The sequence below is a fragment of the Microbacterium sp. LTA6 genome, from assembly GCF_045690355.1.
Lineage (GTDB): Bacteria > Actinomycetota > Actinomycetes > Actinomycetales > Microbacteriaceae > Microbacterium.
This window is the reverse complement of record NZ_CP147855.1, coordinates 1,660,624-1,676,047: the sequence shown is the minus strand read 5'-3', so window position 1 is coordinate 1,676,047 and position 15,424 is coordinate 1,660,624. Positions and strand designations below refer to the sequence as shown.

Annotated in this window: 15 protein-coding genes and 1 riboswitch; of the genes, 7 read left to right on the top strand and 8 right to left on the bottom strand. The window is 67.9% G+C overall.

Going from position 1 to position 15,424, the window contains the following annotated elements; genetic code table 11:
• Together LTA6_RS08000 and LTA6_RS07995 are read left to right on the top strand one after the other, a co-directional pair.
• The gene (locus tag LTA6_RS08000) at window positions 1–705 is read left to right on the top strand and encodes an ankyrin repeat domain-containing protein (protein ID WP_341977241.1); all 705 of its coding nucleotides are present in this window, start codon (window positions 1–3) and stop codon (window positions 703–705) included.
• Window positions 702–1,442, top strand: coding sequence for a sulfite exporter TauE/SafE family protein (locus LTA6_RS07995; RefSeq protein WP_341977239.1), 741 nt, complete (start codon window positions 702–704; stop codon window positions 1,440–1,442). The genes LTA6_RS08000 and LTA6_RS07995 overlap by 4 nt, the downstream gene beginning before the upstream one ends.
• A gap of 25 nt (window positions 1,443–1,467) precedes the next feature.
• On the opposite strand, the gene LTA6_RS07990 is transcribed toward LTA6_RS07995, so the two are convergent.
• Window positions 1,468–2,301 carry an NAD(P)-dependent oxidoreductase gene (locus LTA6_RS07990; protein ID WP_341977237.1) on the bottom strand — a complete coding sequence of 278 codons (834 nt, stop codon included), beginning with the start codon at window positions 2,299–2,301 and terminating at the stop codon, window positions 1,468–1,470.
• Window positions 2,302–2,388: 87 nt separating this feature from the next.
• Window positions 2,389–3,147, bottom strand: coding sequence for an SDR family NAD(P)-dependent oxidoreductase (locus tag LTA6_RS07985; RefSeq protein ID WP_341977235.1), 759 nt, complete (start codon window positions 3,145–3,147; stop codon window positions 2,389–2,391).
• A 345-nt stretch (window positions 3,148–3,492) separates the two neighbouring features.
• On the opposite strand from LTA6_RS07985, the gene LTA6_RS07980 reads away from it, so the two are divergent.
• Complete coding sequence (locus tag LTA6_RS07980) at window positions 3,493–4,218, top strand: aminoglycoside 3'-phosphotransferase (RefSeq protein ID WP_341977233.1); 726 nt, start codon at window positions 3,493–3,495, stop codon at window positions 4,216–4,218.
• A 50-nt stretch (window positions 4,219–4,268) separates the two neighbouring features.
• Window positions 4,269–5,042 carry an SDR family oxidoreductase gene (locus tag LTA6_RS07975; RefSeq protein WP_341977231.1) on the top strand — a complete coding sequence of 258 codons (774 nt, stop codon included), beginning with the start codon at window positions 4,269–4,271 and terminating at the stop codon, window positions 5,040–5,042.
• An 11-nt stretch (window positions 5,043–5,053) separates the two neighbouring features.
• On the opposite strand, the gene LTA6_RS07970 is transcribed toward LTA6_RS07975, so the two are convergent.
• Complete coding sequence (locus LTA6_RS07970) at window positions 5,054–5,302, bottom strand: hypothetical protein (RefSeq protein ID WP_341977229.1); 249 nt, start codon at window positions 5,300–5,302, stop codon at window positions 5,054–5,056.
• 356 nt (window positions 5,303–5,658) lie between these two features.
• Between LTA6_RS07970 and LTA6_RS07965 the strand changes: the two genes are divergently transcribed.
• Together LTA6_RS07965 and LTA6_RS07960 are read left to right on the top strand one after the other, a co-directional pair.
• Window positions 5,659–6,012: a hypothetical protein gene (locus tag LTA6_RS07965; RefSeq protein ID WP_341977227.1), complete on the top strand. Its 354-nt coding sequence runs from the start codon at window positions 5,659–5,661 to the stop codon at window positions 6,010–6,012.
• Window positions 6,009–6,359, top strand: a complete 351-nt coding sequence (locus LTA6_RS07960) for a DUF4190 domain-containing protein (RefSeq protein WP_341977225.1) — start codon at window positions 6,009–6,011, stop codon at window positions 6,357–6,359. Before LTA6_RS07965 ends, LTA6_RS07960 begins: the two co-directional genes overlap by 4 nt.
• Window positions 6,360–6,427: 68 nt before the next feature.
• Here the strand turns inward: LTA6_RS07960 and LTA6_RS07955 are convergent, their stop codons facing one another.
• From LTA6_RS07955 to LTA6_RS07945, 3 genes are all read right to left on the bottom strand, one after another.
• Window positions 6,428–7,216, bottom strand: a complete 789-nt coding sequence (locus tag LTA6_RS07955) for an energy-coupling factor transporter transmembrane component T (RefSeq protein WP_341977223.1) — start codon at window positions 7,214–7,216, stop codon at window positions 6,428–6,430.
• The gene (locus LTA6_RS07950) at window positions 7,213–8,670 is read right to left on the bottom strand and encodes an ABC transporter ATP-binding protein (RefSeq protein ID WP_341977221.1); all 1,458 of its coding nucleotides are present in this window, start codon (window positions 8,668–8,670) and stop codon (window positions 7,213–7,215) included. The genes LTA6_RS07955 and LTA6_RS07950 overlap by 4 nt, the downstream gene beginning before the upstream one ends.
• Complete coding sequence (locus LTA6_RS07945; protein WP_341977219.1) at window positions 8,670–9,314, bottom strand: ECF transporter S component; 645 nt, start codon at window positions 9,312–9,314, stop codon at window positions 8,670–8,672. Before LTA6_RS07945 ends, LTA6_RS07950 begins: the two co-directional genes overlap by 1 nt.
• Window positions 9,305–9,415, bottom strand: a riboswitch (TPP riboswitch). (Overlaps the previous gene by 10 nt.)
• A 114-nt stretch (window positions 9,416–9,529) precedes the next feature.
• On the opposite strand from LTA6_RS07945, the gene LTA6_RS07940 reads away from it, so the two are divergent.
• The gene (locus LTA6_RS07940) at window positions 9,530–11,089 is read left to right on the top strand and encodes a D-alanyl-D-alanine carboxypeptidase (RefSeq protein ID WP_341977217.1); all 1,560 of its coding nucleotides are present in this window, start codon (window positions 9,530–9,532) and stop codon (window positions 11,087–11,089) included.
• Window positions 11,090–11,382: 293 nt separating this feature from the next.
• Here LTA6_RS07940 and LTA6_RS07935 read toward each other — a convergent pair whose 3' ends face one another.
• Window positions 11,383–13,626, bottom strand: a complete 2,244-nt coding sequence (locus LTA6_RS07935) for an ABC transporter ATP-binding protein (RefSeq protein WP_407359132.1) — start codon at window positions 13,624–13,626, stop codon at window positions 11,383–11,385.
• Entirely contained in the window at window positions 13,623–15,350 is a 1,728-nt protein-coding gene (locus tag LTA6_RS07930; protein ID WP_407359131.1) for an ABC transporter ATP-binding protein, read from the bottom strand. Before LTA6_RS07930 ends, LTA6_RS07935 begins: the two co-directional genes overlap by 4 nt.
• Window positions 15,351–15,424: the final 74 nt, after the last annotated feature.

Below are 15,424 nucleotides of genomic sequence, written 5' to 3'. Positions count from 1 at the left end.
ATGCGCACAGGACCGGCGCTCTTCGCGGCAGCGATCGCGGCGAGCGCGCCGGCGCTGTCGGCGTGTACCGCGCTCGAGCCCACAGCATCCGCCGGTTCATCCACCGAGGAGTCCGCCATGTCGCACGCCACCCGTGACCTGCTCGCCGCAGCCGCCCAGGGCGACGCCGGCGCTGTTCGCAATGCGCTCGATGCCGGTGCCGACATCGACGCGCGTGGCGACGGCGGAATGACGGCGCTAGTCGCGGCCACCAAGGCGAACCACGTCGACGCGGCGCGGGCGCTGATCGAGGCCGGCGCCGACGTCAACGCCAAGGACGACATCCAAGACTCTGCCTACCTCTACGCGGGCGCTCGCGGTCACGACGAGATCCTGCGTCTCACCCTCGACAACGGCGCCGATCTGAAGAGCACCAACCGGTACGGCGGCACCGCGCTGATCCCGGCATCGGAGCGCGGCCTGCTCAGCACCGTGCGGATGCTGCTCGACGCGGGCGTCGATCCTAACCACATCAACAACCTGCACTGGACCGCTCTGCACGAGGCGATCGTGCTCGGCGACGGCTCGGAGCGCTACGTGCAGGTGGTGCGTGCTCTCATCGACGGCGGTGCGGACATCACGATCCCTGACGGCGATGGCGTGCTCCCCCGCCAGCTCGCCGCTTCCCGAGGGTACGACGCCATCATCGCTGAGCTCGATCGGTGATCGAACTCAGCGCGTGGGCATGGGCGGCACTCGGACTCGCCGCGGTCATCACCGGAATCTCGAAGTCGGCGATCCCCGGCGGCTCGACCCTCGCCGTCGTGCTGTTCACTGCGGTGCTGCCCGCACACACCTCGACCGCGGCGATGCTGCTGCTCTTCATGGTCGGCGACGTGTTCGCGCTCATCGCCTACCGGCGGCACGCGCACTGGCCGACGCTGATCCGTCTGGCTCCCGCGGTGATCGCCGGCCTCCTGGTCGGTTTCGCGTTCCTCGCGTTCGCCGACGACGCCATCGTGCGGCGGGCGGTCGGCGGCATCCTGCTGCTGATGATCGCGGTGACGCTCTGGCGCCGACATCGGCAGTCGACGGCGGATGCCGTGGCATCCGGAGTCCTGCTGTCCACCACCTACGGCACCCTCGGCGGCTTCACCACGATGGTCGCCAACGCGGGCGGACCGGTGATGGCGATGTACTTCCTCGCGACGCGCACACCGGTGCAGGTGTTCCTCGGCACCTCGGCGTGGTTCTTCGCGATCATCAACCTGGTGAAGGTGCCGTTTCTCGCCGGCCTCGGACTGATCGACACTCAGGTGCTGCTGATGGATCTGGTGCTCGCTCCACTCGTCGTGATCAGCGCCCTTGTGGGGCTGCGCATCGCGCGCCGCATCCCCCAGCAGTTGTTCGACAGGATCGTCATCGCGCTGACGGTCGTCGGCGCGGTGTACCTGCTGATCTGAGCGAAGACTCCCGGACGACCGCGCCTCAGTCGAGGAAGATGTCCGGGAACAGCGCGTTGTCGGGAGTGCCGGGAATCGCCGCGTACTTCGAGAAGTCCGTCACGCCGTCCGCCTCGAGCACGTCTTCCACGATCAGGGTCTGACCTGTGTACTCGCGCGCGGGCTTGAGGAGCACCGCGTAGGCGGCATCCGCATAGATGTCCGCCGTGCGGCTCGCCGCCATGACCTTGTCGCCGCCGAGGAGGTTCTGCACCGCCGCGGTCGCGATCGTGGTGCGCGGCCACAGCGTGTTCGCGGCGATGCCGTCGCGAGCGAACTCGGCCGCGAGCCCGAGCGTCACCATCGTCATGCCGAACTTCGCGAGCGTGTAGCCGGTGTGCGCGCCGAGCCACTTCGGCGACGGGTTCAGCGGCGGTGACAGCGAGAGGATGTGCGGGTTCGCAGCATCCTTGAGGATCGGCACCGCGGCGCGCGAGAGCATGAACGTGCCACGGACGTTGACGTCCTGCATCAGGTCGTACTTCTTCGCGCCGAGTTCCAGCGAGCGCGACAGGTCGATGACACTGGCGTTGTTGATGACGATGTCGATGCCGCCGAACTCGCCCTGCGTCTTCAGCACGGCCTCGGTGATGTCATCGTCATCGCGCACGTCGCCGACGATCGGCAGCGCGTTGCCGCCGGCCGCGCGGATCTGCTCTGCGGCGGAGTGGACCGTGCCCTCGAGCTTCGGGTGCGGAGTGTCGGTCTTCGCGAGCATGGCGATGTTCGCGCCGTCACGCGCTGCGCGCAGTGCGATCGCCAACCCGATCCCGCGGCTGCCGCCGGACATCAGAATCGTCTTTCCAGCCAGTGTGCTCATGTCTCTCCTTCGTCCAACCGGTCGTTCCCGTCGCAGAGGAGCCCGGTATCGGTGGATCTTTCCGTGCTCTTCTGCGACGGGAGCGGATTACTTCGGTGCCATGCGGATCGCGCCGTCGAGGCGGATCGTCTCACCGTTGAGGTAGCTGTTCTCGACGATGTGCTGCACGAGCGCCGCGTACTCATCGGGCCGGCCGAGACGGGACGGATGCGGCACCTGCTGGCCGAGAGAGTCCTGGGCCGCCTGCGGCAGACCCATCAGCATCGGGGTCTCCATGATGCCTGGCGCGATGGTGCAGACGCGGATGCCGTAGCGAGCGAGTTCGCGGGCGATCGGCAGCGTCATCGCGTGCACGCCGCCCTTCGACGCCGAGTACGCCGGCTGGCCGATCTGGCCGTCGAATGCGGCGACGGATGCGGTGCTCACGATCACTCCGCGGTCGCCGTCGATGAGTTCGTTCTTCGCGATGACGGCGGATGCCTGCGAGATGACGTTGAACGTGCCGATCAGGTTGATGCGGATGATGCGCTCGAAATCTCCGAGGACGGCAGGGTTGCCTTCGCGATCGAGCACCTTCGCCGGCGGCGCGATTCCGGCGCAGTTGACGACGATGCGCAGCGGGGCCGCTGCCTGCGCCGTGGCGACGGCGGCTTGCACCTCTTCGACGCTGGTGACGTCGGCCGGGGCGAATGCTCCACCGATCTCGGCGGCGAGCTCGGCCCCATGGGAGGAGGCGAGGTCGACGATCGTGACGTGGGCGCCGGCGGCGGCGAGCCGTCGGGCTGTCGCGAGGCCGAGCCCTGAGGCTCCGCCGGTGACCAGCGCACCCTGTCCGGTGATCTGCATTGTGTTCTCCTTCGAACGTCGTTGTGCGACTGAGTCTCAGCTTACGTGGTTCTTGGTGTCACCACGAGATCTTGTTGCCACCCCGCGAAGAGTGTGGGCTGAGAGCATGGATCTGCGTCGGAAACGAGCCTACGACACCGCCACTGCCGACGACGCAGCGGAACGTGCTGCCGGCGCGAGCGCGGGCGTTCGCGGTTCACAACTCAGGAAGCTCTTCGGCTCTTGGCGCGGATCTCGACGTTCAGCCCCGACTTTCCGGCGTCCCAGCCTTCGACCCGTGCCGATTCTCCTGAGTTGTGAACCGTATCCGGCCGTGACCCGAGGCGGGAACGGCAGGATGGAGGGATGTCGATCCCCGCCGAACCTGTTGCGATCCCCGTGCAGGTCGCTGTTCTGGCGCGCGGTGCTGCGCTCACTCCGGTGTGGCGGAACGGCATCGGCGGCCTGACCTTCCGCACCGACGACGGCCGGTTCATCAAGTGGGGACCGTCGGATCCCGAAGCGAACATGCACGATGAAGCCGAGCGGATGCGGTGGGCGCGGCGTTGGATCACGGTTCCGGAGGTGCTCGAGCAAGGGCAGGATGCCGAGCACGAGTGGCTCGTCACGATCGCGCTCGACGGCCACAGCGCCGTCGAGCCGAGGTGGGCTGAGGATCCCGGAACCGCCGTGCGCGCGGTCGGCGAGGCGCTGCGCGCGATGCACGACGCGCTGCCCGTGGCGGACTGCCCATGGGAATGGAGCGTGCCGACTCGAATCGCGAACGCCGAGCGGCGCGGTATCGAGATTGCCGATGCCTTCCGCGATGCGCCGGAGATCGATCGACTGGTCGTCGCCCACGGGGACGCGTGCATGCCGAACACCCTGCTCGCCGCCGACGGCCGCTGGACCGCGCACGTCGACCTCGCGGCCCTCGGCACCGCCGACCGCTGGGCCGACATCGCGGTCGCCTCGATGAGCACCGAGTGGAACTGCGGCCCCGGATGGGAAGACGCGCTCATCGAGGCCTACGGCGTCGAACCCGACCGCGAACGACTCGCGTACTACCGCGACCTGTGGAATGCGACCTGAGCCGCCCCTCGGGCTCCGAACCTGAGGAGCGAGACGCTTAGAATGACGCGATGACCCCGCCGTCCAGATCCCTCGCCGGTATGCGCATCCTCATCGTCGGCGGAGGCGGTGGCGGTATCGGGTCTGCGATCACGAGGCATCTCGCGAGTCTCGGCGCGCGCCTGGCGATCGCCGACATCGACTCCACGCGCGTATCGGACGCGGCTGCGGAAGTCGCCGCGGCCGGGGGCACGGCTGCAGGCTTTCCCGTCGACGTCCGCGACGCAGCACAGTTGACCCAGCTCGTCGCCGAGACCGTCGCGGCCTTCGGAGGAATCGACGCCGTGGTCACCGTCGTCGGCGGACAGGTCGCTTTCGTGCCATCAGCGCGCCTGCACGAGATGCGCGACGAGGACTGGGACACGATGTACGAGATCAACCTGCGCTACGTCGCCCGCCTCATCCGACTCGTCCTGCCGCACTTCCTTGCTCAGAAACACGGGGTGATCGTCAGCGTCGGGTCGGTCACCGGCTTCATGGGCGCGCCGGGTCAAGGCGCCTACGGAGTGATGAAGGCCGGACTCGCCAGCCTGGCGCGAACCGTGGGTGCCGAGTACTCGGCCGACGGCATCCGGATGAACGTCGTCGCCGGCGGCGCGATCAGCACACCCGTGGCGAACAGCGACACCGCCGATTGGATCGATGAGATACCGATGGGTCGCACCGGAACCCCCGATGAGGTGGCAGCGGCCGTGGCCTACCTCTGCTCATCGGAATCCCGCTACATGACCGGACAGCAGATCGTCATCGACGGCGGGGTGTCGTCTCGGGGACCGTTCCACTAGCCTCGCGGCTCTCAGGGCGCCTGCCGAAGGTTCTCCGCCGCCGTGAGCACGGTGCTGGCGGTTGCGAGGTCGCGCGGAGTGGTGTCGAGTGCCTCGGCGAGGCGTGCCAGATCAGCCAGCGTGAAGCCTCCGCCACGGACGCCTGCGTTCAGATCCGCGGCGGTCATCCCCACCTCGCCGAGGACCTGAGTCACCGATTTTCCGTTGCGGCGGCGAAAGCGCTCCAGCGCATGCACATGGATCACGATCTGGTTCACCATGTTCTCGCCTTCCTCGCTCTGGCTCTGTCGACGGTCTCGCCATGCGTGGATGAGCCCACGCATGGATCAGGAACAGGGGAGGAGGTAGCCACCCGTCCTCCCCTGCCGGGCCGAGACCCGGATCCTCCCCGGCGTGGGAGCGTCGGCGAGGAGAGTGAGCGACCCCAGATCACTCACCACGGGCGCGGCTGCAGGGGCAACCGTCACCCATCTATAGAGATGGCCGGCTGCCGATTCCATTACGCGACACTCCATCTCCGGTGCCCGATGGCGTCGGAGTTCCGCGTAATGGAATCGCCGTGGCGGACTCTCCTCATATGGAGAACCGTCTACTACACCCCGAGAATCCGAGAACCATGGCACCCCTTCCCATCGCCCCCGTCGTATCCGAACTGCTCACCGCGATCGGCCAGATCGGAGTCTGGACGGCTGTCCTCGGTGCGGTGGCGCTAAGCGTGGCGATCGCATTCGACGCAGCCGGGCTCGCGGGCGGTGCAGCGGCCATCTGGCTGACGGGAGGCATCCTCAGCCTTGCGCTGTGGCACTCCGGTGACGGGATGACGCCACTCGCCTCCGGCCTCGCACTGCTGCTCGCCGTGGGGGTCGGAGCCGCCTGGCGATCCGCGAGGAGAACGGCACCGGCAACCAATCCGACGCTCGCCGCGTCCTCCCTGCACGGCGCGCAGCCGCGCCCCGTGCTCGAACGATGACCGGCCCGCGCATGGGGGCAGATACCGCCCGCCGCCGGGGCGAAGAACGTGCGCCCCGGCCGCAACCGGCTCGCTCGACCCATATCGCTTCGCAGACGGTCGTGCCGGCTCAGACGAACACACTCGCCATCGTGGCGTTGATCAGCGGCCTCGCCGGGGTCGTCTTCCTCGTGCCCGTTCTCGGTCCGCTGGTCGCAATCGCGGCCGGATATGCCTCTCGTCGCCAGATCACCGCGCGCCGCCAGGGCGGGCGCCGACTCGCCGACGCGGGAGTCGTGCTCGGCTGGGTCGGACTCGCACTGACGTGCATCCTCATCGGCGTTCTGGTGCTGCACCAGTGGATCTGACGATCTGACGCAGGTCCCTCAGAGCGATTCGGGAACATGTTCCCGAATCGGAGCCGATGTGGCTCGCGTCAGCTCGGCCCGAGGATGAAGTTCCAGGCGCCGGTGACGACGGCCGCGGCGATCGCGAGCGCGGAGATCGCGGCACCGACTGCCAGCAGCATCCATTCCCGCCAGCCGAAGCGCGATTCGCGCGCCCACGTGCGGGCCACCGGTGCGCCGAATCCGCGCGCTTCCATCGCCGTCGCGAGTTTCGCTCCCCGGCGGATCGACAGCACCAGGAGCGCGAACGCCATGCCGAAGAAGCGGCGGATCCTGCCTCGGTCGGCGACGCCGCGCGCCCGGCGGGCGAGCTCGAGCGCACGCCAATCGTCGATGAAGAGCCCGACCATACGCAGCCCCGCCAGTGCGCCGAGCACGAAACGCGCGGGCAGGCGGACGATCTGCGCCAGCCCATCGGCGAGGTCGGTCGGATCGACCGTGATGAACAACACGACCGACGGCAGAGCGATCGCGAGCACCCGCAGCATCGTCGCCAGCGCCAAGGCGAGGGAGCCGTCACTGATGCGCAGCACGAACCAGTCGACGTAGACCGTGCCGCTCGTCTCGCCGTAGAGGACGATCGTGAGCCCGGTGAGCGGAGCCGCGAGCCACACCGGCCAGGTGCGCACCCAGAACTCGCGCCAGCCGATCCCCGTGAAGAGGAACAGCACGCACTCCAGGACGAGGGCCGTCGATGCCGATACGGGATCGAGCGTGAGGATCAGCGGGATCGCGATCAGTGCGCTCACGCCGAGTTTGGCGACCGGGTTGATCTGCGCGAGCCCACCCGTGCGCGCATGCGAGTCGAGGACCGTCATCCCGCACCGCCCAGTTCGAAGCGCTCGGCGTGCAGCGCCCTCGCGACATCGACGTCATGGGTGATCGTCACGATCGCCGTCCCGTCGTCGCGAAGGGCGGCGAGCATGGCGACGAGTTCCGCCCAGGTGCGGGCATCCTGCCCGAAGGTGGGCTCGTCGAGGACGAGCACGCGCGGTCGGGTCGCCAAAGCCGCCGCGACCGTCAGCCGTCGCTTCTCCCCGCCGGAGAGCGTGTACGGATTTGCCAGCGCGAGGCGGTCGAGCCGCAGCCGCGTGAGCAGTTCGTCGCTGCGTTCCGCGATCTCGTCCTCCGCCATGCCGAGCGCGCGCGGTCCGACGGCGAGCTCGTCGCGTACGGTCTTGGCGAGCAGCTGATGCTCAGGCTCCTGGAAGACCATGCCGATACGCGTCAGCAGGTCGCGCGATGCCCAGTGGATGGGTTCCTCGCCGATGTCGGAGGCCAGGGCGACGGATGCCGTGAGCCGGCCGGCGGCCGGCGGCAGGAGTCCAGCGAGCGTGAGCCCGAGCGTCGACTTTCCGGCACCGTTCGGCCCGGTGATGGCCAGCACCTCCCCGGCGCGCACGTCGAGGTCGATGCCCGAGGCGACCGGTCTGCCCTTCACCCGTGCGACCGCAAGGTCTCGGGCCGATAGCAGCGGTTCCCCAGGTCCGCGGCGCGGGGGCGGCGGCGGTACGGGGGCGAATCCTGGCACCCAGACGCCGTCGGCTGCGAGCCGAGCGCCCTCGACGCCGAGCACGCGGTCCGGCGAGCCGTCAGCCACGACGCCTCCCTGGCCGATCACGATGACCCGGGTGATCAGCGGCAGCCAGACGTCGAGGCGATGCTCGACGACGATCAGCGTGGCCGGCTGCGCCTGCAGCATCCGCTCGACCGCGTCGCGCACCTCGATGACGCCCTGCGGATCGAGGTTCGCCGTCGGCTCATCGAGAAGCACGAGCCCCGGTTGCATCGCGAGGATGCCGGCGAGCGCGAGGCGTTGCTTCTGCCCGCCGGAGAGCGCCTTCGTCTGCCGGTCGAGGGGCACGTCGAGGCCGACCGCGTCCAGTGCGGCGCCGACGCGCGACCAGATCTCCGGCCGCGGCACACCGAGGTTCTCGCATCCGAAGGCGACATCGTCGCCCACCCGCGCGAGGATGACCTGCGAATCCGGGTCTTGCAGCACCAGGCCGCTGCGGCCTCTCGTGGCCGACGCCGGCGCCCCGTCGACGAGCAGTTCACCGGTGCTCTCGCCCTCTTCGTCGCCGCCGAGGACGCCGGCGAGTCCGTGCATCAGGGTCGATTTCCCCGACCCCGATGCTCCGAGCACGAGCACCCGCTCCCCCGGGTCGATGCGGAAGGAGATCTCCTCCAGCGCCCAGGCGAGACGGCTCGCGTGCCGCCAGCCCCAGCCGCGCGCCTCGACGGCGGCGGGGCCGGTGGTACTCGCGCTCATCAGACCCGGACGCGCGCCTCGCGCCCGGAACCGAATCTGTCGAGGGCTCCGGTGGCGGCGATGCCTCGCGCCAGCACCCAGGACAGGATGCCGGCGATGACGGCGCCCGAGATCACGGCGCTGATCAGGTAGACGACGGTGAAGGTCGGGCCGGATCCCGCGTACCAGAGGATCAGGTTGTTGATGCCTCCCGCAAGAGCCGCACCGGCACCGGCGAGCGCCGCGACCGGCAACGACCAGCGCTTGTAGAAGAAGAGCAGGAAGATGAGTTCGGCGCCCAGCCCCTGCACGAGTCCGGCCTCGATCGTGAGGAACCCGCCCCACTGGTTGCCGACGAGTGCGGACACGACCGCAGCGAGCACCTCGGTGTAGATCGCAGCGCCCGCCTTGCGGATGATCAGGCCCCCGAGCACACCGGCGAACAGCCACGGCCCGTCGAGCAGGCCCTGCACACCGGGAAGCAGCGGTTCGAGCAACGCTGCAGGGCCGAGATAACCGACGTTCCAGGCCAGGAAGATCAGGCCGGCGGCGACGCCGATGACACTGGCGACGACGATGTCGACGATGCGCCAGCGCCAGATCTCAGGACGACGCAGGCCCTTTGCCTCGGACGTGGCCACCGATGTGGGCGTGGATGTACTCATCTGAACTCCTCCCTGCGCTGGCATGACCCAGATCAGGTTCGACGGTCGAAGCGCGATCGCTCCCTCTCAGCCCGGCTCGCCGGACTCCCGTGGTTGTGCTGTCGATCTTACTCTCGCCGCTGCCCGCCCGATTCCCCTCTCGCGGCGGACGACTTTCACAGGCGCGGAGGCGGGATACGCCGCGAATTCCTTGAATGATTCGGTAGCGTGTGCAGGTGACCCTTCGTGACGCGCGCCCGGATACGGGATCGGATGCGGCGGCCGCACGCGCGTCGATCGATGACGCGGCGGTGGCCGAGCCCGCACTGTCTGAGCCCGCACTGTCCGATGCTGGATTGCCGGATCCCGCGCTGCCGGATGTCGCTGCGACTACCGGATCCGGAGCAGTCGAATCCACCGCCCCCGCTCGCTGGGCCGATGCCGGACGCGGCGCGACCGCGCTGACCTGGGTCGATCCGGCGACGATCGCGAACGAGACGCGGCCAGGGACGCTCGACGGCCCGATCGCAACGGCGAACGGCGCGAGCCTTTTGAAAGGTGCCCGACTGCGCAGCGGTTTCGCCCAGCCGCAGACGCTGGTGCCGCTCGGGATCCTCGCAGGGCTCGTCACCGCCTATGCCGGAACGACGTTGCTGTGGCCCCTGCACGAGATCGCGCCGACAGTGCAGGCAGTCGAGTTCGAAGCGGCATCCGCACCGCCCGCATCGCTCACCTGGCCGACGCAGGGCAGCGCGGCCGTCGGCGTCGAGGGCGTCGGCGCGGTCGCCTCCGCTCTGGACGAAGCGGGCATCGCCAGCATCACGAAGGTCGTCAGCACCCTGATGGTGCTGGACAGGCTCCCGCTCGCCGTCGGCGAGCAGGGCCCGGAGTACTCGTTCACTCTCCAGGACAGCGAAGACTACTGGGATTACCGGATCGCGGATCAGTCCTCACTGGATGTTCCCGTCGGTGGCACGTTGACGGAGTTCCAGATGCTGCAGGGCATTCTGCTGGGTTCTGCCAACAACTACATCGACCGGCTGTCCGACGAGATCTGGGGCTCGGAACGCGCCTTCGCCGATGCCGCCGAGGTGTGGCTGCGCGAACGCGGACTCGAAGGCATCACCGTGGTGACGCCTTCTGGCTTCGATGAGGGCAACACCGCGACGCCGGAGGCGCTGGTCAAGCTCGCGCAGCTCGCCATGGAGAACCCGGTGTTCGCGAGCATCGTCGGCACGAAGTCGGTCGATATTCCGGGTGTCGGCGTGGTGACCAACGGCAACGGGATGCTCGCCGATGCGGGCGTCGTCGGCATCAAGACAGGCACCCTCGAGTATTACAACCTCCTCACGGCGAAGGACGTGCCGGTCGGAGACATCACCGTCCGGCTCTACGCCGCCGTCCTCGGTCAGAACGGCGACGACGAACGCCTCGCCGTGACCCGCACGCTCTTCGCCGAAGCCGAAGCAGCTCTGCAGACGCAGAAGCCGACGGTGCCCGCGGGCACTGTCGTCGGCGAAGTGCAGACGGTGTGGGGCGAGTCGGCGAAGATCGTGACGGATGCCGATGCCGCCGTCATCCTCTGGAACGCGGGCACCGCAGAAGTGACCCCCGAGCTCGACCTGGGCGACACCCAGGCGGCCGGCGACGTGGTCGGAACGCTCACGGCGACCGGCCCGCTGAATACCGCCGAGACGAAGCTCACCCTCGCCGATGAACTCGCGGGTCCGAGCCCGTGGTGGCGACTGACGCACCCTCTCGAACTGTTCGGGATCGCCGAGTCCGCTCAGCGCTGACCGGTCTCGCCTGCAGCATCCGCTTCCCCTGCCCTCTCATCTGACACCTCGGGTCGCCATGACGCCCGAGTACCGACCCGACGTGCCACACGAACCAGGGCCACCCATACTGGCGCCCCTTCATCTGGCACCTCGGGTCGCCATGACACCCGAATACCGGCCCGAGGTGTCACACGAACGAGGCGCCACCTGAGGGAGCTGCACGAGGCAGCCGCCCAACACCCCAGGGGACCCGCACAACGCGAGACGCCCCACCCCGCGCGATGCGGAGTGGGGCGTCTGCGTGATGGAGGTCAGGCCTTGCGGTCAGGAGCCTCCGGGCTTTCGAGGATCGCCTCTGCGGCTGCAACCTCGGCCGCCGGCATCCCGACGCCGACCGAGGCGCCGATCCGCGCAGCTTCTGCTTCTACTTCCTCGGCGTCACCCGTGACGACGACCGGAGTCGACCCGGTGAGGGCTTCTTCGGCGTCGATGTCGGTCGCCGCCTGCTCGAACTGCGACTGGTACAGACGCCAGTAGGCCCCCTGCGCAGCGATGAGCTCGTCGTGCGTGCCCTTCTCCACGATGTCGCCGTGCTCCATCACCAGGATGAGGTCGGCGTCGCGGATGGTGGACAGGCGGTGCGCGATGACGAACGATGTGCGTCCTTCGCGAAGCGCCGCCATCGCGTGCTGCAGCAGCAACTCGGTGCGCGTGTCGACCGCCGAGGTCGCCTCATCGAGGATGAGGATCGACGGCTGAGCGACGAACGCCCTCGCGATGGTGATGAGCTGACGCTCACCCGCCGAGACGTTGGAGGCGTCCTCGTCGAGCACGGTGTCGTACCCCTCGGGCAGCGCGTGCACGAAGCGGTCGACGTACGTCGCCTTCGCCGCGGCGAGCACCTCTTCATCGGTGGCCGTGGAACGCCCGTAGCGGATGTTCTCGCGGATGCTCCCCGCGAAGAGCCACGGATCCTGCAGGACCATACCCGTGCGGGAGCGCAGGTCGTCGCGCGTGATCTCCGCGATGTCCTGCCCGTCCAAGGTGATCCGGCCGCCGCTGAGTTCGTAGAAGCGCATGATCAGGTTGACCAGCGTCGTCTTGCCGGCACCCGTCGGTCCGACGATCGCCACCGTCTGCCCCGGCTTCACCCGGAACGAGAGGTCCTTGATCAGCGGTCGCTCGGGCGTGTACGAGAACTCGACGTTCTCGAACTCGATGACGCCCTTGCCGTCGACGAGCTCCGGTGCGTCAGCGGCATCCGGCTCCTGCTCATCGGCATCGAGGAGGTCGAACACGCGCTCGGCCGATGCCGTACCGGACTGCACGACCGCGGCCATGCCACCCAGCTCGGCCAGCGGCTGCGAGAACTGCTGCGAGTACTGGATGAACGCCTGCACATCGCCGAGGCGAAGCTGACCGCTGGCGACCATCAGGCCGCCGAGCACCGCGATGCCGACGTAGCTGAGGCTGCCGACGAAGGTCATCGCCGGCATGATGATGCCGGAGAGGAACTGCGCCTTGAACGCAGCCTGGTACAGCTCTTCGTTCTCGACCTGGAACTTCTCCAGCGCATCCTTCTCGCGGCCGTACACCTTGACCAGTGCGTGACCGGAGAAAGCCTCTTCGACGCGCGCGTTCAGACGGCCGACCTTGCGCCACTGCGTGCCGAAGGCCTTCTGCGAACGCGGTCCGATGACGCCGAAGATCACGCCCATCAACGGCAGGGAGACCAGCGCGACCAGCGCGAGCTGCCACGAGATCGAGAACATCATCACCAGCACGCCGATGACGGTGAGCACCGACGTCAGTGCTCCGGAGAGCGACTGCTGCATCGTCTGGGTGATGTTGTCGATGTCGTTCGTGACGCGGGAGATCAGCTCGCCGCGCTGCACCTTGTCGAAGTACGACAGCGGCAGGCGGTTGATCTTCGCCTCGACGTCTTCACGCAGACGCCACATCGTGCGCACCATGATGACGTTGATCACGTAGCCCTGGATCCAGCTCAGCAGCGCCGCGATGACGTAGATCGCCAGCACCGCGAGGATGATCCAGCGCAGGCGCTCGAAGTCGATGCCCGCACCGACCTCGAAGTTCTTCATCGCCGCGACCATGTTCGCGAAGTCGTCCTGATTCTGCGAACGCAGCATCTCGACGACCTGCTCCTGGCTGAGCTCCCGAGGCACACCGTTGGCGGCGAGGATGTTCGAGATGAACCCCTCGTAGACGATGTTGGTGGCCTCGCCGAGCACCTTGGGAGCGGCGACCGTGAGCACGACGCCGATGGCGCCGAGGATCGACACGAACACGAACCAGACGGCCGAGGGCTTCAGCAGACCGATCATCCGTCCGAAGCTCTGCCCGAAGTTGTCGGCCTTGCCCGGCGCGACACTGTCCCAGTCACCGGAGTTCTGACGCGCCTGCTCGGCGAGCTCGGCCTCGTACTTCTCTTCTTCGGTGAGCTCCAGCTCGACCGTCGCGACGGCCGAGTCTGTGGTCGCGCGCTCGCGGCGGCTCTTCGGAGTCTTCTTCTCCGGCGGAGTCTGCTCGCTCATGCGTCCACCCCCAGCTGCGATTCGACGATCTCTCTATAGGTGTCGCTGGTCTCGAGCAGCTCCTCGTGGGTGCCGACGCCGACCATGGTTCCTCCTTCAAGGACGACGATGCGATCAGCATCCGTGATCGTCGATACGCGCTGTGCGACGACGATCTTGGTGACGTGCGGCAATTCACGCCAGAGCGCCTGCCTCAGGCGCGCATCCGTGGTCAGGTCGAGCGCCGAGAACGAGTCGTCGAAGACGAGGATCTGCGGCTGGTGCACGATCGCGCGAGCGATGGCCAGACGCTGGCGCTGCCCGCCCGACACGTTCGTGCCGCCCTGGGAGATACGCGACTCGAGGCCATCCGGCATCTCTTCGACGAAGTCACGGCCCTGCGCGATCTCGAGCGCGTGCCAGAGTTCTTCGTCAGTCGCCTCCTCGCGACCGTAGCGGAGGTTGGATGCCACGGTGCCCGTGAACAGGAAGGGACGCTGCGGCACCAGGCCGATGCTCTTCCACAGCGCCTCGACGTCGGCCTCGCGCACATCCGTGCCGCCGACGAACGCGGCGCCGCCGGTCACGTCGAACAGGCGAGGGAGAAGCGAGATGAGCGTCGTCTTGCCGGCACCGGTCGAGCCGACGATCGCGACGGTCTCGCCCGGGTCGGCGGCGAAGCTGATGCCCTTGAGCACCGGCGACTCCGCACCGGGGTAGGTGAACTCGACGTTGTCGAAGGCGACCGATCCGGGCGTCGGGAAGTCGACGACGCCGTTCTCGGGACGACTCATGCTCGCTTCGGCGTCGAGGACCTCTCCGACGCGCTCGGCGGAGACCGCCGCACGCGGGATCATCATCGCCATGAAGCTGGACATGATGACGCCCATCATGATCTGACCGATGTACTGCATGAAGGCGAACAGGGTGCCGACCTCGACATTGCCCGCGTTGACCTCGATGCCGCCAAACCAGATCACGGCGACGACCGTCACGTTCAGGATCAGCATGAACAGCGGGAAGAGGAGGACGAAGAGGGAGCCGATCTTGCGGCCGACCACCATGATGTCGGTGTTCGCTCCGCGGAAGCGCTCTTCCTCGATGCCCTCGCGCACGAAGGCCCGAACGACGCGCACGCCGGTCAGCTGCTCGCGCATGATGCGGTTCACCGCATCGATCTTCTTCTGGTTGGTGCGGAACAGCGGCACCATGCGACTGATGATGATCACGGCCACGATGAGCAGCACCGGAACCGAGACGGCGATCAGCCAGCTCAGTCCGACGTCCTGCTGGACGGCCATGATGATGCCGCCGATCGCGAGCAGCGGCGCGGTGACGAACATCGTCGCGCCCATCATCGCCAGCATCTGCACCTGCTGCACGTCGTTCGTGTTGCGGGTGATCAGGGACCCGGCGCCGAACACCGAGACCTCGCGCTCGGAGAAACCGCTCACTCGCGAGAAGACGTCGGCGCGGATGTCACGACCGGCACCCATGGCGGCACGTGCCGCGAAATAGGTCGCGATGACAGATGCGACGATCTGGCCGAACGACACGGCCAGCATGAACAGACCGGTACGCCAGATGTAACCGGTGTCGGCCTGCGCCACGCCCTTGTCGATGATGTCGGCGTTCAGGCGCGGAAGGTACAGGGCTGCGAGGGCACTGACGAACTGGAACACCAGCACGCCGAGCAGCAGCCATCGATATCGAGAGAGATAGCGGACGAGGAGTTTTCCCAGCACAGGCGGACTTCCTTGAGAGGGTTGAACGGCGGATTTCTCGGCAGGCGGATGCCGACCGACAATCGGCCACAACA